Genomic DNA, 20,883 nt, shown 5'->3' with positions numbered 1-20,883 from the left:
GGACGGGTCTGGCGTCAGCCGCGGGCCAACCAGGTGGTGTAGCGCCGCTGGCCGGTCATCCAGTCGCGGATCACGTGGGACCCGTCGTAGTAGTCGACCATGCGCATTCCCACCCGCACCAACGCCGGCGAACCGATGCACGAACGGGCCACACTGAAGCGGGCCACGTCGGTGCGGTAGTTGAGGGCGAGCGTGTGGTCACAGGACAGCGGGTCGCCGAACGGCTTCCAGTCGCGCATGCGCAGCAGCTGGTAGTCGGTGCCCTCCTGCAGACCGGTGAACAGCGCGTACTCCGGTCCGGTGCGGGCCGGTCTGGTGTCGATGTAGATCGCGGCGCTCGACGAACCCCCGGTGCTGCGGCGCCGCAGGTCGGCGAACGTCGTGGTCACCGCCAGCCGGGCGTACCCGTGGTTCGCGGTCACCCGGTAGATGTCGGAGAGGGACGCAGTGGCGTCGGCCCCGTCGCGCACGGTGGTCGAATCCGCGTGCGCGGCCGCCGGGGCGAGTGCGACGGCGGCGAGTGCGGCTGATGCGACCAGCCCGGCGATGCGGTGAGTGGACCTCGTCATGATGTGCTCCTTCTGTCGTGGTGCGAACTCCTCGGAGGGTGAGGAGGTCCTGTCACACCCTCAGATGCACGTCGCGGCGAAATGGTTGTCGGTCCGGGAAGGTGATTCAGCCCTCGGCCAGCTTCTTGATGCGGGTCAGTCGGGCATCCCATGTCTGTCCGATGCGTTCGAGCTCGCGGGCCACGTCGCTCAGCCGACCGCCCAGCGCGCGATGCACCAGCTCACGGCCCTGTTGCTCGGACTCGACCAGCCCGGCAGCCCGGAGCACGTCGAGGTGCTTGACGATGGCCTGGCGCGAGATCGGGAACTCCCTGGCCAGTGCGGACGCCGACGCGGGCGCCTCACCCAGCCGTGCCAGCAGCGCCCAGCGGGTGTCGTCACCGAGGGCCGCGAACACCGGCGCCAGCGCCTGGCTCACGCGCTCGCCCCGGTCACGTGGCGCCGCGCCAGGTCGAGCTCGGCCTCCCACCCGGAGGTGTTCTCCTCGACGTGCTTGACCACGTCGGCGCGGGCCTTGCCGAGACCCGCGAACCCGGACTCGACCACCGTGAGCGTGATGCCTCCCCCGGCACGGTCCGCGACGGTGAACTCCACGCGCGTGCCCGCCGAGGCGTCACCATCGAGCCACGTGACGACAAGGTGACGGGGCGGCTCGGAGGCCAAGGTGAGCAGCCGGAACTCGCCGTACTTCGGGTGCACCACGACGTCGGCGTCGCCCTCGCGCCGTACGTCGGGCTCAGGGTCGATCTCGCCTTCATTGATCCACCACCCCGGCTGCTCGAGAAGGGTCCACACCTTCTCGGCGGTGGCATCGATGTCGATGCTGCGCTCGATCCGGTCGAGCTCCTGGTCGGTCTGGGTCATGACTGTCTCCTTCGGGTCATTGGCTGGAATGTGCAACTCGATCATTGCACTTCATCTGGATATGTGCAACCAGCGACTTGCACTTGCCATGGCCGGAAATGGCGACAGCCCCCGTCGTACGACGGGGGCTGTGCGCGCTGATCGTTCAGTCGAGGTAGTCGCGCAGCACCTGGGACCGGCTCGGGTGACGCAGCTTCGACATGGTCTTGGACTCGATCTGGCGGATCCGCTCGCGGGTCACGCCGTAGACCTTGCCGATCTCGTCGAGGGTCTTCGGCTGGCCGTCGGTGAGGCCGAAGCGCATGCTGACCACGCCCGCCTCACGCTCGGAGAGGGTGTCGAGCACGGCGTGGAGCTGCTCCTGGAGCAGCGTGAAGCTGACCGCGTCGGCCGGCACGATCGCCTCGGAGTCCTCGATGAGGTCACCGAACTCGGAGTCACCGTCCTCACCCAGGGGCGTGTGCAGCGAGATCGGCTCGCGGCCGTACTTCTGGACCTCGATGACCTTCTCGGGGGTCATGTCGAGTTCCTTGGCCAGCTCCTCGGGCGTGGGCTCGCGCCCCAGGTCCTGGAGCATCTGGCGCTGCACGCGGGCCAGCTTGTTGATGACCTCGACCATGTGCACGGGGATGCGGATGGTGCGGGCCTGGTCGGCCATGGCGCGGGTGATCGCCTGGCGGATCCACCAGGTGGCGTACGTCGAGAACTTGTAGCCCTTGGTGTAGTCGAACTTCTCGACCGCACGGATCAGACCGAGGTTGCCCTCCTGGATCAGGTCGAGGAAGAGCATGCCGCGACCGGTGTAGCGCTTGGCCAGCGAGACGACGAGGCGGAGGTTGGCCTCGAGGAGGTGGTTCTTGGCGCGGCGACCGTCGTCGGAGATCCACTCGAGCTCCTCGAGGATCTTCGGCGTGATCTTGCCGCCCTTGGCCATCTTCTCCTCGGAGAACAGGCCGGCCTCGATGCGCTTGGCGAGCTCGACCTCCATCTCGGCGTTGAGCAGCGGGACCTTGCCGATCTGCTTGAGGTAGTCCTTGACCGGGTCGGCGGTGGCGCCGGCCACCATGACCTGCTGGGCAGGCTCGTCGGTGTCATCGGCGGCCGAGACCACGAACGAGGACGTGGCCGTGGCCTCTTCCTCGTCCTCCTTGATGGTCGGGTCGACCTTGACGTCCTTCTCGAACTGCTCGTCGGGGATGTCGGGGAGGATCTTCTTGCCGTCGGGGCCGACCACAGCCTTGGCCGGCAGCTCGACCTCGACCACCGCAGCGTCGTCCTTCTTGGCCGCAGCCTTCTTGGCGGGGGCCTTCTTGGCAGCGGTCTTGGCGGCCGGCGCCTCGGCCGCAGCCTTCTTCGCCGGAGCCGGCTTGGCAGCAGTCTTGGAGGTGGTGGTGCTCTTGCGGGGCGCACTGGCCGCCACGGCCTTCGCGTGGTCGTCGGCGTTGAGCGCGACGGTGATGCCCTGGCTGCCCAGGTGAACCATCAGCGCGCGCAGGTGACGAGGCTCGATCGCGGCTGCCTCACTGGCTCGTCGGACCGCCTCCGGACTGAGGGTTCCAGTGGGGGCTGCCTGCTCCAGCAGGCCGACGATCTCGGGGTGAGCCAAAACCTCAGCGGGGAGCAACTTGCGCGAGCTCGAAGACACGAACACCTCTCGAAAACAGCAATTGGGGCGCGGCAAAGCCCGGTAACGTCAAGAGCCGCTCTCGTATTCTGCCACGGCGACCCAGCAAACCAAGCCTCGACCCCCGCATCGGGCACCCGGGAATCGTTTCACTGGACCTTCGCCTGCGCCTTCTTCTGCTTCTTGTAGTCGCGGACTTCCTGCAGGCTCTGCGGGTCGACCACGTCGGCGACCGAGCGTCGCCCGGGCAGGGCGTAGTCGCCCGCGGCCGCCTCCCACCCGTCCGGTCGTACGTCGAGCTGCTTGGCCAGCAACGCGACGAGGATCTGGGCCTTCTGCTTGCCGAACCCCGGGAGCTCCTGGATCCGCTTGAACAGGTCCGAGCCGTCGGCGGCTTCCTCCCAGAGCCGTTCCGTGCGGCCGTCGTACTTCTCGACGACCAGCGCGGCAAGCGCCTGGATGCGGGTGGCCATGGAGCCCGGGAACCGGTGCACCGCCGGCGTGGTGGCGCACATGTCAGCGAACTCCTGCGGGTCGGCCTCGGCGATGCGGACGACGTCGAGACTGCCGAACCGGTCGAGCACCTTGGCCGGGCCCATGAAGGCGTGCTCCATCGGGTACTGCTGGTCGAGGAGCATGCCGCACACGAGTGCGAACGGGTCGTCGGTCAGGACCTTGTCGGCCGCCGGATCACCGGTGATGTGGATCGCCATGTGCCCATCTTGCCACCGCCCGGTTGTGGAGGACGGTGTCGGTGGAGCCCGTCGATGCGGCAGGGTGGGCACATGGCCGACACCGAGACCCGCGCCGACCTGCGCCTGACGGTGCACCAGTTCCGTCGGTCGAACCGGCGTCGGGTCTTCCCACCGGTGCTGCACGTCGGCGCCCTCACCGGTCCCGCGGTGCACTGGCCACTGGAGGACGACTCCCCCGCCCCCGACGCCGGACTCCGGGCCGAGATCGCGTCGGCGCTGCTGAGCCGGGCCCTCCTCGACCATGACCGGCCCGCGTGGTGGCTCACCCGTGTGGGGGTTCCCGAGCCGCATGACCTCGACCTGGCGTGGGCACCGGTGCTCGACCGAGTCAGTGCCGAGGCCGGCATCGAGCCGCGTTGCATCGTCGTGGTCACCAAGGCCGGGTGGTTCGAACCGCTCGGCGACGACCGGGCAACGTGGACCCGCCTGCGGGTGCGCGGCGCCGTCTGAGGCGACGCCGACGGGCTCACGCCTCCCAGGTGTGCACGGGCTCGTTGCTGTGCATCAGCTCGCGGTAGTCGACCAGCGTGTGACGCAGGGCGTCGGCCCGGTCCATCGACGCGCCGTGGCGGGCACAGCGCTGCGCGAACCACTCCGAGCCGTTGGTGCCGATCAGGCAGCGCTGCTCGATGATGCCGAGCAGCCGGTCGGACTCCTCGGTCGAGGCACCCCAGTCGGCCAGTCCCTCGCGGGCCAGCGGCAGGAGCCGGCGCAGCACCAGCTCGGACGCCGACACCTGCCCGACCCCCGGCCAGTAGACCTGCGCCTCGATGCCCTGGCGGGCGGCCGCGTGGAAGTTCTCCTCCGCCGCGCTGAAGGACATCTGCGACCACAGCGGACGCTCGGCGTGGGCCAGGCTGCGCACCAGCCCGAAGTAGAAGGCGACATTGGCCATCGTGTCCACCACAGTGGGGCCCGCGGCGAGCACCCGGTTCTCGACCCGCAGGTGGGGCACTCCCCCGGCGATGTCGTAGACCGGCCGGTTCCAGCGGTAGATCGTGCCGTTGTGCAACCGCAGCTCGGCCAGCTCGGGGACGCCGCCGGCCTCGAGGACGGCCAGCGGGTCCTCGTCCTCGGTGACGGGCAGGAGTGCCGGGAAGTAGCGGACGTTCTCCTCGAAGAGGTCGAAGACCGAGGTGACCCAGCGCTCGCCGAACCACACCCGGGGCCGCACGCCCTGCGCCTTCAGCTCCTCGCTGCGCGTGTCGGTGGCCTGCTCGAACAACGGGATCCGGGTCTCACGCCACAGCTCCTTGCCGAGGAGGTACGGCGAGTTGGCGCCGACCGCGAGCTGCATCGCCGCGATTGCCTGCGACGCGTTCCAGTAGGCCGCGAACTCGTCGGGCGTGGTCTGCACGTGCACCTGGGTGCTGGTGCAGGCCGCCTCGGGGACGATCGAGTCGGCGGTGGCCTTGAGGCGCTCGACTCCGTTGATGTCGATCACGATGTCCTCGCCGCGGGCGGCGAGGATCTGGTCGCTGAGCAGCTGGTAGCGCGGGTTGCTGCTCAACGACGAGGGGCTCATGTGGCCCTCGGAGAGGGTCGGCAGGATTCCGATCATCACCATGTGGGCGCCCACCGCCGCCGCCTTCGACTCGGCGTCGTTGAGGCTGACCCGCAGGTTCTGCTCGTACGCCGTGAGGCCACCGTCGCGCAGGTGGCGTGGCGGCACGTTGATCTCGACGTTGAACTGGCCCAGCTCGGTCTGGAAGTCGGCGTCGGCGATCTGTGCCAGCACCTCGGCGTTCTTCAGCGCCGGGTCACCGGACTCGTCGACGAGGTTCAGCTCGATCTCGAGCCCGGTCATCGGGTCGTCGGTGTCGAACCGCGCCTCGCGCAGCATCCGCGCGAACACGTCGAGGCACTGCCGCACCTTCTCGCGGTGGCGCGTGCGATCGGCCCGGGAGAACTCCTGTGCCACCACTTCTTCGCCCATTCAGGCAGCGTAATGGGTTTGGCCGACGTCGTGTGGTGGTTGGCGGGCCGGTTTGAGCCGGCAGTCGCCCAAGGGGTCAGGCGCCGTCCAGGAGGGCGGGCAGCGCGTTGACCGGCTCCCAGGCGGCCGGCGGAAGGGCCTGCTCGAGTGCCTGTCCGAGCAACCGCACCATGCCGTAGTCGGGGTCGATCAGGGCAGCACGGTCGAGGGCGCACCAGGCCAGCGCGCCACTGCCGGTCAGCCACGCCGCGAAGGCCAGCAGGGCGGCGGGCACGAGCTGGAGGTCGTCGCGGGTGCGGCGCACCAGGTCGCGCCACAGGTCGACGTGTGCGGCGGCCGTCTCGCGGGACATCAGACCCCACGCCACGTCGCGCAGGTCGCGGTCCTGGCAGGCCACCACGAGTCGGCCGGCCTCCGCGGCGGTCAGGGGCGTCTCGTCCTCGATGTGGGTGACCACCACCTGCTGCACCCATCGGGCCTCGGCCACCGGGTCGAACCTGCCGCGCCGGACTGCGGCCTCGAGGATCGCGGACTCCACGGCCTCGATGGCCACCAGGTCGGTGCCGACCAGTGAGTCGACCAGGTCGTCACGCGAGTCGTGGGTGACCCGCCCGTCGAGCACGGCCTGCGCCGCGAAGGGATGGCTCCTCTCGTCGTAGACGATGCCGTCGGCCAGGTCGTCGGCGCCGCCCAGCATGGGGTACCAGCGGTTCCCGGAGACGCGCAGCATCTCGACGACGTCGACCCCCTCGGCCACCAGGGCGGCACCGAGTGCGTGCAACGCCTCGGCACTCGGGCCCGGATCGTCGCCGTAGGCGATCAGCACCGCGCGGGGCACCCGGTGCCGCCGCACCGGGTCGAGCAGGCAGGCCACCATGTCGGCCAGGTCGTCGGGCGCGTCGGGCAGGTCGACCCGGGCGTGGAACGTCGGCTGGTCTGCGCCGAAGGTGAGCATCACCATCGACTGCTCGGGCCGGAAGCCCAGCACGTAGGGCACCAACGCGAGGAGGTCCTCGGGGGTGCGGGCGGTCAGGGTCGTCGGGGCTGTGGTGGGTGGTTTCATGCGGTCAAGGCTGCGCCGCTCCGGGGACGCTGTCCGGCCCCCGAGGATGCCCCTGTGGAATACGCCGACACCAAATTCCACGTGCACGGTTAGCGGCGCACCGGCGGTAGGTTTCCGGTCATGGAGTGGGAGGCATGAGGGCGCAGGCATCGGTGCTGCACATCGACCTCGACGCGTTCTTCGCCTCCGTGGAGCAGCGTGACAAGCCGTCCCTGCGCGGCAAGCCCGTCGTGGTGGGAGGCACCGGCGGGCGAGGTGTGGTCGCCGCCGCGTCCTACGAGGCCCGGGCCTTCGGCGTGAGGTCGGCCATGTCGACCCGCGAGGCCCGGGCGAAGTGCCCGCACGCGGCGTACCTCTCCGGCCGGTTCCACGCCTACCGCGAGACCTCCGCGCGCATCATGGCGGTGCTGCGCGAGGCCTCTCCCCTGGTCGAGCCCCTCTCCATCGACGAGGCGTTCGTCGATCTCGCCGCCAGCGACCTCACGACGTACGACGTCGAGGCGGTGACCGCGTTCGGCGAGGAGCTCCGCGAGCGGGTGCGTGAGGCCTCGGGCGGCCTGACCGCGAGCGTCGGCATCGGCTCGTCGAAGTTCATCGCCAAGGTGGCCAGCGACCTCGACAAGCCCGACGGGCTCTTCGTGGTGCCGCCCGGCACCGAGCAGGAGCTGCTGCGGCCGATGAACGTGAGCGTGATCCCCGGGGTGGGCCCGGCCACCGCCGAGCGGCTGCGACGTGCGGGCGTGCACACGGTCGCGGAGCTGGAGAGGATCAACGAGGACGAGCTGGTGCGGTTGGTCGGCAAGGCCCACGGGGTCGGCCTGTGGCGGCTCGCCCGGGCCATGGACGACCGGGCCGTGGAACCGGTGCGCGAGACCAAGTCGGTCAGTGTCGAAGGCACCTACGAGGACGACCTGACCGATCGACGGCTGATGGACGGCCTGCTCACCCGCCAGGCCGCCAACGTGGCCGACCGACTGCGCAAGGAAGGCATGTCGGGACGCACCGTCACCATCAAGGTGCGCCTGCACGACTTCACGACGCTGAGCCGCTCGAACACCCTCGCCTCCCCCACCGACAGCGCCCAGGTCATCGGCCGGGTGGCACGCTCGCTCCTGGTCGACCTCGACGTCTCGGGCGGGGTCCGCCTGCTCGGTGTCGGTGTCTCCGGCCTGGCCGACTGGGTGCAGGACGACCTCTTCGGTCCCGAACCCGAGGACGTGGAGCCCGAGCCGGCGCCCGACGTACCGACCGCCCGGCAACGCGCCTGGGCGCCCGGCAGCGACGTCACGCACGACGAGTTCGGGGCCGGCTGGGTGTGGGGCTCGGGCAAGGGCGTGGTGACGGTGCGCTTCGAGACCGCGGAGACCGGTCCCGGTCCGGTGCGCAGCTTCAAGGTGGACGACCCGGCGCTGGCGCGGTTCGTCCCCGATCCCGAGTGAGTGCCTGCACGAGATGTTCCGCGGGATGCCGGATCAGCTCGCGGTGCATCCGCGCGCGATCCGGCAAGGCGGACGAGCGAAGGCGGGACGGAGTCCCGTCGAGTCGAGGACAACGCCGCCGGTCGGGATGCGGGGCACCGTGAGCCCGGCACGTCCCGCGGAATATCTCGTGTTGGGCCACCGGAACTAGAGTCCGGGGCATGCAACCGCCTGTCGCCGCACGCGTCCCCTCCGAGCACACCGTCCACGGCCACACCGTGGTCGACGACTACGAGTGGCTGCGCGAGAAGGACAACCCCGAGGTCATCGCCCACCTCGAGGCCGAGAACGCCTGGACCGAGGACCGCACCGCCCACCTGGTCGACCTGCGACGGTCGATCTTCGACGAGATCAAGGCCCGCACCCTCGAGACCGACCTGTCGGTGCCGGCCCGGATGCGCGGTCACTGGTACTACTCACGTTCCTTCGAGGGCAAGGAGTACGGCGCCTCGTGCCGCATCGCCGTCTCCGACCCCGACGACTGGACCCCGCCGCGCCCGGCCGAGCACGCCGCCGCGGACCAGCCGGCCCTGCCCGGTGAAGAGGTGCTGCTCGACCTGAACGAGCTGGCCGCCGGCCACGAGTTCTTCTCCCTCGGCGGGTCGTCGGTGACCAACGACGAGAAGCTCCTCGCCTACGCGGTCGACGTGGTCGGCGACGAGCGCTACACCGTCCGGGTCCTCGACCTGGCCACCCGCGAGCTCCTCGAGGACGAGATCACCGGCACCCTCGGCGGCGCCACGTGGCACCCCGACGGCACCGCGTTCTTCTACACGACCGTCGACGAGAGCTGGCGCGCCGACAAGATCTGGAAGCACACCCTCGGCACGCCCCAGGCCGACGACGAGCTGGTCTTCCACGAGACGGACCCGCGTTTCTGGGTCGGCATCGGCCGGTCGCGCTCCGACCGCTTCCTGATGATCGCCTCGGGGGCCAAGACCACGGCCGAGTACCGCGTGCTCGACACCGCCGACCCCGACGCCGACTTCGCGGTGTACGCCGAGCGCGAGGACGGCGTCGACTACGGGCTCGAGCACGCCGTCATCGGTGGCAATGACGTCTTCCTGGTCCTGCACAACGCGAACGGCCCCAACTTCGAGATCGGGCGCGCCCCGGTCACGCCGACCCCGAAGGCCGGCTGGGAGCCCTTGATCGCCCACGACGAGGCGGTCCGGGTCGAGGACGTCGACGCGTTCGCCGGCCACCTCGTGGTGCACCAGCGCAGCGAGGGACTCACCCAGCTGCGCATCCTGGAGCTCGACGCGGGTGGCATCTCCGACGACTACCGGGTGCGCTTCGAGGACGCCGTCTACACGATCGGCTCCGGAGGAAACCCGGAGTTCCACCAACCCGTCGTACGCCTCGGCTACACGACGATGGCCAAGCCCGCGGCGATCCACAACTACGACGTGCGCACCCGCGAGCTGACCCTGCTCAAGCAGGCCCCGGTGCTCGGCGGCTACGACGCCGCCCACTACGAGGAGCACCGGGTGTGGGCCACCGCCCCGGACGGCGTACGCGTGCCGATCTCGCTGGTCGTGCCCGCCGGCGCGCCCCGCGACGGCTCGGTGCCGGTGCTGCTCTACGGGTACGGCGCCTACGAGATGTCCATCGACCCCTACTTCTCGATCGCCCGGCTCTCGATGCTCGACCGCGGCGCCGGCTTCGCGATCGCCCACGTGCGCGGTGGCGGCGAGATGGGCCGCCACTGGTACGACGACGGCAAGCTGATGCACAAGCAGAACACCTTCTCCGACTTCATCGCCTGTGCCCGGCACCTCATCGACGACGGCTGGACCAGCCCCGACCGTCTCGTCGCCGAGGGCGGCAGCGCCGGCGGCCTGCTGATCGGCGCCGTGGCCAACCAGGCCCCCGAGCTCTTCGCCGGGCTCGTCGCCCAGGTGCCGTTCGTGGACGCCCTCACCTCGATGCTCGACTCGACCCTCCCGTTGACCGTCGTGGAGTACGAGGAGTGGGGCAACCCGGAGGCTGACCCGGCGGTCTACGACTACATGCGCGGCTACTCGCCGTACGACAACGTGGCCGCGGTCGACTACCCGCCGATCCTGGCCGAGACCTCCCTCAACGACACCCGGGTGCTCTACGTGGAGGCGGCCAAGTGGGTGGCCCGCCTGCGCGCCACCGCCACCGGCCGCCGGGACTTCCTGTTGCGCACCGAGATGTCGGCCGGCCACGGCGGAGTCTCCGGGCGCTACAAGTCGTGGACCGACCGCGCGTTCTCCCTCGCCTGGATCCTGGACCGGATGAACCTGGCCGAGACGGGTACCGGTCCCTCGGCGGATTTCCCTGAGGGCCCCTGAGAAGTCCCTGAGAAGTGGCTCAGACGGCAACTTTCGGAACTCGCCACGCGTCTATCCATGTGTAACCACGAACGGTCCGCCCCGGCGGGAATCTCCCCCGGTCGAGGTTTGTTGGATCAGATGTGTGGGGCGGTCTCCCAACGGCCCCACCGAACAAGGAGGGGTTCATATGGCCAGCAGGACCGCGATGCGCGAGATCGAGGGTCGCGACAGCGTCGGGCTCTACCTCGACGAGATTGCCCGCAATCCGCTGCTCGACGCAGCCACCGAAGTGGAACTCTCCAAGACGATCGAAGCCGGCCTGATGGCCGAGAGCCTCCTCGCGGAGGGCCGCATCGGCCGCCGCAAGGGTGGCGCCCCCAAGAGTGCCACCGAGGAAGAGCTCGAATGGATCGCCGAGGAGGGCCGCAAGGCCGTCCAGACGTTCATCAACGCCAACCTGCGCCTGGTCGTGTCGATCGCCCGCAAGTACGGCCGGGCACAGATGCCGATGCTCGACCTGATCCAGGAGGGCAACACCGGCCTGATCCGCGCCGTCGAGAAGTTCGACTACGCGAAGGGCTACAAGTTCTCCACCTACGCCACTTGGTGGGTGCGCCAGGCGATCACGCGTGGCATCGCCCAGCAGGCCCGCGTCGTACGCCTGCCCGTGCACGTCGTCGAGGAGCTCAACCAGGTGGGCAGTGCCCGTCGCACCCTCGAGCGCCAGCTCGGCCGCGACCCGGAGCCGCAGGAGATCGCCCTCGAGCTCGGCATGGACCTCGACCGGGTCATCGACCTCCTGCGCTGGGGGCGTGACCACGTCAGTCTCGACACACCTGTCGACGAGGACGGCGACACCTCGCTGGGCGACCTGATGGCCCAGGAGACCACGCCGAGCCCCGATCTCGAGGTGCTCGACACCGAGAGCCGCGACCGTCTCAACCGACTCGTGGGCCAGCTCGACGAGCGCGCCGCCGACATCATCCGCTCGCGCTACGGCCTGGTCGACGGTCGCCAGCACAAGCTGGCCGACATCGGTGCCAAGCACGGCATCTCCGCCGAGCGGGTGCGCCAGCTCGAGCGGGAGGCGCTGCAGAAGCTGCGCACCTTCGCCGACCCCGACCTGGCCGCGTGACGCTGTCCTAGCCCCGACAAGCTCCGCTCAGTCGACTGCGGAGACACACTCCGCGAGGACCTCTGCCACCCGATGGCGGAGGTCTTCGTGCGTCCCGGTGTTGTCGATGACGTGGGTGGCGATCGCGAGGCGCTCCTCGGCGTCGACCTGGGCGGCGATGCGTGACTTGGCTTCCTCCTCCGTCCAGCCGCGGTCACGCACCATGCGCTCGACCTGTACGTCGGCGGGCGCGTGCACCACGATCACGGCGTCGAACGTGTCGGCACGACCACTCTCGGCGAGCAGCGGGATGTCGTGCACCACGACGTCGTCGGGCCCGGCCGCGGACTCCAGCTCGACGATGCGCTCGAAGACCAGCGGGTGCACGATCGCCTCCAACCGCTTGCGGGCGGCCTCGTCGCCGAACACCAGACGGCCCATCGCGGGCCGGTCCAGGTCGCCCTGCGGGGTCAGCAGGCCGTCCCCGAACTCGGCGACCACGGCCGCGAGCCCCGGCGTACCCTGCTCGACGACCTCGCGCGCCAGCGCGTCGGCATCGATGATCACCGCACCGAGCTCGGCAAGGATCGCCGACACGGTGCTCTTCCCCGAGGCGACTCCCCCGGTCAGTCCAACCCTCATGCCCGGAACCCTAACCGTTGCCGGCGACTGCTAGTCGTTGGCCTCGAGCAGCCGGCGCAGCAGGCGGTCGAGCTCCTTGCGGTCCGCCGCGGGCAGCACCGACAGGAACTCACGGGCAGCACGGGCCCGGACGTCGTCGATCAGGCCACACGTCTCGCTGCCGGTGTCCGTGACCGTCACGCACGTGGCCCGACGGTCGTGGGGGTCGGCGCAGCGCAGCACCAGGCCCCGGCGCTCGAGGGCGTCGACCACCTCGGTGGCCGAGCGCGGGGCGATGCGCAGGTGCTCGGCCAGCACGGACAGCCGGGGCGCCTCGAGGTCGCGGATGAGTCGGAGCGCCCGGGCCTGGCCCGGCGCGAGGTCCCATTCGGAGAGCCCCGCGCTGAACCGCCGGCGCAGCGAGCGCGCGGTCGACTGGAGAAGGTCGCCGGTGTTGTCACCCATGCGCGCACCCTACCGGATTGGACGGGCATGCTCATAGTGAGGTAACCTCAGCATATGAACTGACCAAAGGAAGGGGTGGTCACATGGATACCCCCACACTCACCGACGGAGGTGGCCCCAAGGGCGGCCGCTCGACCCGTCCCGACCCGGCCGACCGTCGCCAGCTCGCCGAGTCCCCTGTCTCCCTGCGCCGCATCACGCGGCTGTTCACGCCGTACCGCGCGCGCCTGGGCGTCATCATCGCCCTCATCGTCTCCAGTTCCGTGATCGGCCTGGCCCAGCCGTTCCTGGTCAGGCACGTCATCGACGCTGCACTCCCCCGCCAGGACGTTCGACTGCTGCTCTGGTGCGTCGGCGGCATGGTCGCCGTGGCGGTGGCCAGCGCCGCGATCGGCGTCGTGCAGACCTGGATGTCGACCGCCGTCGGACAGCAGGTCATGCACCGACTGCGCACCGACCTGTTCGCCCACCTGCAACGCCAGTCCGTCGGCTTCTTCACCCGCACCCGCGGCGGAGAGGTGCAATCACGCCTGACCCACGACATCAGCGGCATGCAGTCGGTGGTCACCTCGACCGCCACCTCGATCGCGGCCAACGTCACGGTCGTGATCGGCACGGCGGTCGCGATGGCCGCACTCAGCTGGCGACTTGCCCTGCTCTCGCTGGTGGTCCTCCCGCCAGCCGTCTGGCTGACCCGCCAGGTGGCCCGCATGCGCCACACCATCACCGCGGAGCGCCAGCGCCGCCTGGCCGACATGCACGTGCAGGTCGAGGAGAGCCTCTCGGTCAGCGGCGTGCTGCTCAGCAAGACCCTGGGCGCCGCACCCGCGATGACGCGCCGCTTCGAGGAGACCTCCCACGACCTGGTCGGCCTTGAGATCCGCTCCCGGCTCGCGGGCCGCTGGCGGATGGCCACGATGAACATCATCTTCGCGACCATCCCGGCCGTGATCTACCTGGCCGCCGGGCTCCCGGCCACGTCGGGCGGCATGACCATCGGCACCCTGGTCGCGTTCACCGCCCTGCAGGGCACGTTGTTCCGGCCGTTGATGGCGCTGCTCAACGTCGGCGTCGACATCACCGCCTCGCTCGCGCTCTTCAGCCGCATCTTCGAGTACCAGGACCTCCCCGTCGAGATCGACGACCCGGCCGCTCCGGCCGACGTACGGCGTGAGGCGGCGCGCGGCGACGTCACCTTCGACGCCATCACGTTCGCGTACGACGACGGAGCGCCCGTCCTCGAGGGCATCGACCTGGCGGTGCCCGCTGGCACAACGCTGGCGCTCGTCGGCGAGACCGGGAGCGGCAAGAGCACCCTGGCCTCACTCGTGGCACGGCTGCACGACCCGACGTCGGGTCGCGTGCGCATCGACGGCACCGACCTCCGGGACCTGCGACTCACCGACCTGGCCGAACTGGTCGGCGTGGTCACCCAGGAGACCTATCTCCTGCACGCATCGGTCAAGGACAACCTGCTCCACGCGCGGCCCGACGCCACCGACACGCAGATCGAGGAGGCCTGCCGGGCCGCGCGCATCCACCACGTGATCGCCGCGCTCCCCCAGGGCTACGACACCGTGGTCGGCGCCCGGGGCCACCGGTTCTCCGGTGGTGAGAAGCAGCGCCTGGCCATCGCCCGCACGCTCCTGCGCGACCCCCGCATCCTCGTGCTCGACGAGGCCACCAGCGCCCTCGACAACGAGACGGAACGCGCCATCCAGGGCGCGCTCGACGAGGTCAGCATCGGTCGCACCACGATCACGATCGCGCACCGCCTCTCCACGGTGCGCAACGCCGACCAGATCGCCGTCCTCGACAAGGGTCGTGTGGTCGAGCTCGGCACGCACGACGAGCTGCTCGTCGCGGGTGGCCGCTACGCCGCCCTGGTCCGCGGCGGGCTGACCGCGGAGCCGCTGGCAGCCTGATCCACAGGTCCGCTCAGCCGAGCGCGTGCCGGCTCATCTCACGCGGACGCACGCCGCGGAATCGGCAGCCAACCTGCCCGCGACGCCGCCGCGCTCCGCGACGACGCGGACCCACAGGTGGCTGGCGGCAGAGGTCAACACGGCCGAGGTGGTGGACACCCTGCGTGCGATGCGGAAGGCCGAGTCCGTCGGCGCGGAGCGGCAGTTGCGCGCGGCCGCCGCACTGATCCGATACCGGGTCGCCTCCGGCACCCGACGCATTGACACCGCCACGACGTCGCGACGCGGCGAGGTCGCTTGCACCGCGTGCACCGGCCTGGGCAGCGGAGTGGTGAGCGGCCCTCGAGCCCGGTACGTGCTGGCGATCCCGTCGCGCCAGGCCCGCACCGAGAACTCATATCTGGCCCCGCTCCTGAGCCCGCTCAGCGTTGCACGACGCGTCGTCACGCGCGGGCGCATCGACCAGGTCACTGCACCCACCTTCCGGAAACGCACCTGATAGGCGTCGGCACGCGACACTGCCGTCCACGCGAGCGAGGCCTGTCCGAACGGTGACAGGGAGACCGTCAGGCTGCCCGGCGCTGCCGGTCGCGGCGTCACGGTGACGACGTTGGACCGGATGTCGGGCTCCGCCGCCCAGTAGCCTTTGACCGGTCGCAGCCGGAACTCATACCGATGCCCGTTGGCCGCTGGCCCGTGCCACGAGGTGGCATCGGCGACCTCCGCCCATTGCCGCCACGGCGTCCCGTTGGTCCGGTCACGCCCCTCGACGATCTGGCTGGTGGCCCGGGGGCTCAGCGTCCAACTCAGTGCGACCGAGCCGTCCGCCGCCGATCCACTCAGCGGCGGCGCTCCCCGTGGCCCCAGTGGGACGTCCGGGAAGGGCCGCGAGAACGGGGAGCCGACACCGAGCCCTGACAGGGCGTCCTCGACGGCCGCCGCAAGGACGTACTCCCCCGCTGCGTTCGGATGCCCCGGATCCCAGGTGTGCTGTCGAAACTCGAAGCCCTTGTCCGCATCGGCGACCCGGATCGGCGACACCTCGGTCGTCAGTTCGGCTGCGGTGTCGCTGAGCATCGCGTTGTACTCCACGGCGCCCGGGACCCAGTGCTGGGGAACCCGCGAGACCACCAAGCTGATCGACGAGTCGGCCGCCCGCACCTTCGCGATGAAGTCACGCGCCAACTGGTCCACGCCCGCGGGAGGGATCTGGAGCCAGGTCAGGTCGTTGACCCCGAGCATGACGACCACCACGTCAGGGCGGTAGGCCTCCACCAGTTGGTCGATGGGCGTGTCGGGGAAGGCGTACGACAGCCCCCACAATGACGCATGGTCACGGTCGAAGTCGGGGTCCATGTAGTCCTGTGACCCTTCGCCGTGGGGCCCGAGTCCATGGAGGTCGTCGCGGGGTCCCACGAAGTCGATCGTCGCGCCGGAAGCAACGAGCTGCTGCCACAGTCGATAGCGCCAGGTCCAGTCGCCGGAGGATCCGTGCGTGACGGAGTCACCCACGATGAGGATCCTCGTGGGCTCCGCCTCGTCACTCGGTGAAGAGGCTGCGGGAGACGCTCCTGAGAGGAACAGGCCGGGTCCCATCAGCAGCAACACGAGGCATGACCGGAGCAACACGAGCATCCGCTGAGATTAGACGCAGCATCCGGGTTTCGGGCCCGAACAGGAGCATTGGCCCCGCGACGATGAAGCGCGTCACGAGGGTTCCCGGATCGCGCACAGCCTGGTCCGCGGCGGGATGACCGCTGGCCGCCTGAACCCGGAGGGCGCTCACCACGGCCAGGGCCGTACCGACGAACGGGCACAACGGACGCTTTCAGCGCCACATTGACCGGAATCGGGCCGTTGTGCCCGTTCGCCGGTACGGGCACAACGGGTCGGGAGTCGCCGGAGGCATCCCGGGGTCCGGGCCAGAACGGAACCCTTGGTCCGGAACCGCGATGATGGGGGAATGGACGAGGCCGAACTGCACGAGGGGTCCCGGGTCGCCCTGCTCGTTCCCGGCTCACCGGCGTACGTCGACCTGGTGATGGGACTGTTGGCCACCGGCGTCTTCCCGGTGCCCCTCGACCCGCGACTCACCGCTGCTGAACGCGAGAGGATCCTCGCCGACGTACGGCCCCATCTCGTGGTCGATGACGAGGCACAGGTGGCCCGCCTGCTGGCCCAGCTCCCCGCGGAGACCCGGCGGGCGCTCCCCCGGGCTCGGCCGATGCACGTCACCAGCGGCACCACCGGCACGCCGAAGGGCGTCCACAGCGGACTGCTCGCCGACGACGCGGCCGCCGCGCTGCTCGCCGAGGAGCGCGACCTGTGGGGGTTCGCGGCCGACGACGTGAACCTCGTGCTGAGCCCGCTCTACCACTCGGCACCCCTGCGCTTCGCGATGGGAACGCTCCTGGCCGGCGGCCGGATCGTCGTCCCGGGCCCCTTCGATCCCGAGCGCATCACGCAGGCGATCGACGACGAGCGGCCGACCACGATGTTCTGCGTCCCTGCCCACCTCCAGCGGCTCTTCGCCCACTGGGACCGCGTCGGAGTGCCCGACCTGAGCAGCTTCCGGATGGTCGCCCACGCAGGTGCGCCCTGCCCGCCGGCCGTCAAGCACCGGCTCATCGAGATCTTCCCTCCGGGCTCCACCTGGGAGTTCTACGGCTCCACGGAGGGCCAGTTCACCGCCTGTCGCAGCGAGGAGTGGCTCGAGCACCCCGGCACCGTAGGGCGGGCCCGGCCGGGACGCACCCTGAGCGTCGATGACGACGGCCAGATCTGGTGCGTCGTACCCGCCCACGCACGGTTCACCTACTTCGCCTCACCTGAGAAGACGGCGCAGGCCTGGCGCGAGACTCCCGAGGGCCCGGCGTTCTCCGTCGGGGACCTGGGGCGCCTCGACGACGAGGGCTACCTCTATCTCGACGGGCGTCGCGAGGACCTCGTCATCACCGGCGGCGTGAACGTCTACCCGACCGAGGTCGAGAACACGCTGCGCGAGCTCGAGGGCGTCGACGACATCGCCGTCTTCGGAGTGCCCGACGACCAGTGGGGGCAGAGGGTGGTCGCCGCCGTGGTGGGTACGGCGACCGCGGCCGACCTCGACGCCTTCGCCAGGCAGCGTCTCGCACCACCCAAGCGACCGAAGGACTACCGTTTCGTGCCGGAGCTCCCCCGCACGCTCACCGGCAAGGTGCGTCGCCAGGAACTCTCACGAACCAGCAGTCCTTGATGCTCGAGCCTGCAGTCGTTGCGGTCCGACATCAAGAACTGCCGGTTCGGCCATCAAGACTTGCAGGTTCGCGACGCAACAATTGCGGGTTGGTGCTAGGCCGTGGCCTCGTCCTGGCGCGAGCTGAACAGCCGGCGGTAGCGCTGCGGGTTCACCCCGCGCGACCGGGTGAAGTGGTGACGCAACGTGGCCGCATTGCCGAAGCCCACCTCCGACGCGATCCAGTCGACCGGGTGGTCGGTGAGCTCGAGCAGCTCCTCGGCCGCGACCACGCGTTGCGCGGTGACCCACGCGTGAGGCGTGGTGCCGGTCTCGTCGCGGAACCGTCGGGCGAACGTGCGCGGCGACATGTGGTTGCGTGCGGCCAGGGCATCGACACTGAGGTCCTCCGCGAGGTTCTCCAGGATCCAGGTCAGCAGCGGACCCAGCGTCTCGGCGGCGCAGTCGGGCACGGCCCTCGCGATGAACTGGGCCTGTCCGCCGTCACGGTGCGGCGGGACGACCATGCGGCGGGCAGCGGTGGCGGCGACCTTCGCGCCGAACTGCTGGCGCATCAGGTGGAGCGCGGCGTCGAGGCCGGCGGCCGATCCGGCACCGGTGACGATCGTGCCGTCCTGCACGTAGAGCACGTCGGGGTCGACCTTCGCCTCGGGGAAGGCCCGGGTGAACTCGTCCACGTGGCGCCAGTGCGTCGTACACCTGCGGCCGTCGAGCAGACCGGCCTCGCCCAGCACGAAGGCACCGGTGCAGTGCGCGAACACGAAGGCGCCGCGGGCGTGGGCGCGGGCCAAGAGGTCCGCCACCTCGGGCGACGGGTCGAGGAAGTCGCGCTTGGGGGCCACACAGATCAGGTCGGCGTCCTCCGCCTCGTCGAGGCCGTGCTCGACGTGCAGGTCGTAGCCGGACGCACCGGCGACCCGGCCCGGCCGTGGAGTGACGACCACGAAGTCGAAGACCGGGTTGTCGTCCTCGGGGTGGTAGGGCTCGGCCCACACCTCACACATCGCGCCGAGCCCGAACGGCTCGGCTCCGTCCTGTACGACGACCGCCACCTTGCGCATGGGACGAGCATGCACCCATGTTGGCAGAAAATCAATGTCGAATGTCTTTACTGCCACTCGTGGCAGGATCTCAGGCAAGACAGACTTACTGCCATGAACCTCTTCCTGACAGTCCTCCTGGTCCTGGCCGCTGCGGCGTACGTCGCCTACCTCACGGCCTACATCCGCAACGACGGCTACGGCAGTCGGTCCTCCTCGGGCCTGCCCCGCAGTCACCCCAGCGACGTCTTCGAGCAAGGCGCCCGCGTGTGAGCCCACCACCCTCCCAACGAAAATGCCCGAAGGGCCCGGACATCAGTTGATGTCCGGGCCCTTCGTGCGTGCTGTGTGTGCTGGCGCTGTGCCTGCGGGTCAGGCGCCCCCACCGGTGAGCTTCTCGCGAAGCGCCTGGAGCGCCTCGTCGGAAGCCAGCGAACCGCCGGTCTCGGCCTCGGGAGCAGCGGACTCGGTGCCACCGCTGGAGTACGAGGTGGCCTCGCCAGCCTCGGCCTCGGCAACCTTCGCGTCGGCCTGCTGCTTGACGTGGGCCTCCCAGCGGGCGTGCGCCTTGGCGTACTGCTCTTCCCATGCCGCGCGCTGCTCGTCGAAGCCCTCGAGCCACTCGCCCGTCTCGGGGTCGAAGCCGTCGGGGTAGATGTAGTTGCCCTGCTCGTCGTACGACGCGGTCATGCCGTAGAGCGTCGGGTCGAACTCCTCGGCCTCGCTGGCCGTGGCGGTCTCGTTGGCCTGCTTGAGGGACAGCGAGATGCGACGACGCTCGAGGTCGATGTCGATGATCTTGACCATGACGTCGTCGTTGACCTGGACGACCTGCTCCGGGATCTCCACGTGGCGCTCGGCCAGCTCGGAGATGTGGACCAGGCCCTCGATGCCCTCTTCGACGCGCACGAACGAACCGAACGGAACCAGCTTGGTGACCTTGCCGGGCACGATCTGGCCGATCTGGTGGGTCCGGGCGAAGTGCTGCCACGGGTCTTCCTGCGTCGCCTTGAGCGACAGCGAGACGCGCTCGCGGTCCATGTCGACGTCGAGCACCTCGACGGTGACCTCGTCGCCGACCGTGACGACCTCGGACGGGTGGTCGATGTGCTTCCAGGACAGCTCGGAGACGTGGACGAGACCGTCGACGCCGCCGAGGTCCACGAAGGCACCGAAGTTGACGATCGAGGAGACGACGCCCTTGCGGATCTGGCCCTTCTGGAGCTGGGTCAGGAAGCCCTGGCGAACCTCGGACTGGGTCTGCTCGAGCCACGCACGACGCGACAGGACCACGTTGTTGCGGTTCTTGTCGAGCTCGATGATCTTCGCCTCGAGCGTCTGGCCGACGTACGGCTGCAGGTCGCGGACGCGACGCATCTCGACGAGCGACGCGGGCAGGAAGCCGCGCAGGCCGATGTCGAGGATGAGGCCGCCCTTGACGACCTCGATGACGGTGCCCTCGACGACGCCGTCCTCTTCCTTGACCTGCTCGATGGTGCCCCAGGCGCGCTCGTACTGGGCGCGCTTCTTGGACAGGATCAGGCGGCCTTCCTTGTCCTCCTTCTGGAGGACCAGGGCCTCGACCTCATCACCGACGGCGACGACCTCGGACGGGTCGACATCGTGCTTGATGGAAAGCTCGCGGGAGGGGATGACACCCTCGGTCTTGTAGCCGATGTCGAGCAGGACCTCGTCGCGGTCCACCTTGACGATGGTGCCGGCGACGATGTCTCCGTCGTTGAAGTACTTGATGGTCGCGTCGATTGCCGCGAGGAAGTCCTCTTCAGAACCGATGTCGTTGACCGCAACCTGGGGCGCGTCGTAATCGGGAAGAGTGGAGATGGTGCTCGTCATAAGGGAAGTGATTCCTTGGATGGATGAAGGTCGTGCG

At 69.8% G+C, this 20,883-nt stretch carries 19 protein-coding genes; 7 read left to right on the top strand and 12 right to left on the bottom strand.

The features are described from left to right. Positions 1-14 precede the first annotated feature (14 nt). The 5 genes from ASD30_RS03615 to ASD30_RS03595 form a co-directional block, all read right to left on the bottom strand. A complete protein-coding gene (locus tag ASD30_RS03615; RefSeq protein WP_056677033.1) occupies positions 15-569 on the bottom strand; it encodes a hypothetical protein in 555 nt (184 codons plus the stop codon). Between the two features lie 106 nt (positions 570-675). Continuing rightward, positions 676-987 (bottom strand): ArsR/SmtB family transcription factor, encoded by a 312-nt coding sequence (locus ASD30_RS03610; protein ID WP_056677030.1) that lies wholly within the window; start codon positions 985-987, stop codon positions 676-678. Continuing rightward, positions 984-1,433, bottom strand: coding sequence for an SRPBCC domain-containing protein (locus ASD30_RS03605; protein ID WP_162250912.1), 450 nt, complete (start codon positions 1,431-1,433; stop codon positions 984-986). The genes ASD30_RS03610 and ASD30_RS03605 overlap by 4 nt, the downstream gene beginning before the upstream one ends. 145 nt (positions 1,434-1,578) lie before the next feature. After that, a complete protein-coding gene (locus ASD30_RS03600; RefSeq protein ID WP_442938227.1) occupies positions 1,579-2,916 on the bottom strand; it encodes an RNA polymerase sigma factor in 1,338 nt (445 codons plus the stop codon). Between the two features lie 290 nt (positions 2,917-3,206). Beyond that, positions 3,207-3,770, bottom strand: a complete 564-nt coding sequence (locus ASD30_RS03595) for an HhH-GPD-type base excision DNA repair protein (RefSeq protein ID WP_056677025.1) — start codon at positions 3,768-3,770, stop codon at positions 3,207-3,209. Between the two features lie 72 nt (positions 3,771-3,842). Here ASD30_RS03595 and ASD30_RS03590 point away from each other — a divergent pair, with 72 nt between their 5' ends. Then, a complete protein-coding gene (locus ASD30_RS03590) occupies positions 3,843-4,262 on the top strand; it encodes a hypothetical protein (protein ID WP_056677022.1) in 420 nt (139 codons plus the stop codon). Between the two features lie 16 nt (positions 4,263-4,278). On the opposite strand, the gene ASD30_RS03585 is transcribed toward ASD30_RS03590, so the two are convergent. Together ASD30_RS03585 and ASD30_RS03580 are read right to left on the bottom strand one after the other, a co-directional pair. Then, positions 4,279-5,748 (bottom strand): glutamate-cysteine ligase family protein, encoded by a 1,470-nt coding sequence (locus tag ASD30_RS03585; protein WP_056677019.1) that lies wholly within the window; start codon positions 5,746-5,748, stop codon positions 4,279-4,281. A gap of 76 nt (positions 5,749-5,824) precedes the next feature. Then, a complete protein-coding gene (locus ASD30_RS03580; RefSeq protein WP_056677016.1) occupies positions 5,825-6,811 on the bottom strand; it encodes a DUF4192 domain-containing protein in 987 nt (328 codons plus the stop codon). A gap of 134 nt (positions 6,812-6,945) precedes the next feature. Between ASD30_RS03580 and ASD30_RS03575 the strand changes: the two genes are divergently transcribed. From ASD30_RS03575 to ASD30_RS03565, 3 genes are all read left to right on the top strand, one after another. Then, entirely contained in the window at positions 6,946-8,250 is a 1,305-nt protein-coding gene (locus tag ASD30_RS03575; RefSeq protein ID WP_056677013.1) for a DNA polymerase IV, read from the top strand. A gap of 200 nt (positions 8,251-8,450) precedes the next feature. Beyond that, complete coding sequence (locus ASD30_RS03570) at positions 8,451-10,610, top strand: S9 family peptidase (protein WP_056677011.1); 2,160 nt, start codon at positions 8,451-8,453, stop codon at positions 10,608-10,610. Positions 10,611-10,779: 169 nt separating this feature from the next. Then, entirely contained in the window at positions 10,780-11,727 is a 948-nt protein-coding gene (locus ASD30_RS03565) for a sigma-70 family RNA polymerase sigma factor (RefSeq protein ID WP_056677009.1), read from the top strand. A 27-nt stretch (positions 11,728-11,754) separates the two neighbouring features. On the opposite strand, the gene coaE is transcribed toward ASD30_RS03565, so the two are convergent. Both coaE and ASD30_RS03555 read right to left on the bottom strand, forming a co-directional pair. Continuing rightward, positions 11,755-12,348, bottom strand: a complete 594-nt coding sequence (gene coaE, locus ASD30_RS03560; RefSeq protein WP_056677006.1) for a dephospho-CoA kinase — start codon at positions 12,346-12,348, stop codon at positions 11,755-11,757. A 30-nt stretch (positions 12,349-12,378) separates the two neighbouring features. Further along, entirely contained in the window at positions 12,379-12,792 is a 414-nt protein-coding gene (locus ASD30_RS03555) for a MarR family winged helix-turn-helix transcriptional regulator (protein ID WP_056677003.1), read from the bottom strand. A gap of 83 nt (positions 12,793-12,875) precedes the next feature. Between ASD30_RS03555 and ASD30_RS03550 the strand changes: the two genes are divergently transcribed. Beyond that, a complete protein-coding gene (locus ASD30_RS03550) occupies positions 12,876-14,717 on the top strand; it encodes an ABC transporter ATP-binding protein (protein WP_056677001.1) in 1,842 nt (613 codons plus the stop codon). A gap of 33 nt (positions 14,718-14,750) precedes the next feature. On the opposite strand, the gene ASD30_RS03545 is transcribed toward ASD30_RS03550, so the two are convergent. Then, the gene (locus ASD30_RS03545; RefSeq protein WP_162250911.1) at positions 14,751-16,229 is read right to left on the bottom strand and encodes a GDSL-type esterase/lipase family protein; all 1,479 of its coding nucleotides are present in this window, start codon (positions 16,227-16,229) and stop codon (positions 14,751-14,753) included. A gap of 451 nt (positions 16,230-16,680) precedes the next feature. Here ASD30_RS03545 and ASD30_RS03540 point away from each other — a divergent pair, with 451 nt between their 5' ends. After that, on the top strand, positions 16,681-17,952 hold the full coding sequence (locus ASD30_RS03540; RefSeq protein WP_056676995.1) for a class I adenylate-forming enzyme family protein: 1,272 nt from the start codon (positions 16,681-16,683) through the stop codon (positions 17,950-17,952). A gap of 95 nt (positions 17,953-18,047) precedes the next feature. Here the strand turns inward: ASD30_RS03540 and ASD30_RS03535 are convergent, their stop codons facing one another. After that, positions 18,048-19,013, bottom strand: coding sequence for a GlxA family transcriptional regulator (locus ASD30_RS03535; RefSeq protein ID WP_056676992.1), 966 nt, complete (start codon positions 19,011-19,013; stop codon positions 18,048-18,050). A gap of 93 nt (positions 19,014-19,106) precedes the next feature. Here ASD30_RS03535 and ASD30_RS26375 point away from each other — a divergent pair, with 93 nt between their 5' ends. Then, the gene (locus tag ASD30_RS26375; RefSeq protein ID WP_156388632.1) at positions 19,107-19,265 is read left to right on the top strand and encodes a hypothetical protein; all 159 of its coding nucleotides are present in this window, start codon (positions 19,107-19,109) and stop codon (positions 19,263-19,265) included. A 99-nt stretch (positions 19,266-19,364) separates the two neighbouring features. Here ASD30_RS26375 and rpsA read toward each other — a convergent pair whose 3' ends face one another. Beyond that, entirely contained in the window at positions 19,365-20,846 is a 1,482-nt protein-coding gene (rpsA, locus tag ASD30_RS03530; protein ID WP_056676987.1) for a 30S ribosomal protein S1, read from the bottom strand. Positions 20,847-20,883 lie beyond the last annotated feature (37 nt).

This window comes from Nocardioides sp. Root140 (genome assembly GCF_001426745.1).
Classification (GTDB): Bacteria; Actinomycetota; Actinomycetes; order Propionibacteriales; family Nocardioidaceae; genus Nocardioides.
Note: the sequence above shows the minus strand (reverse complement) of the source record. Positions and strands in the feature narration are given on the sequence as shown.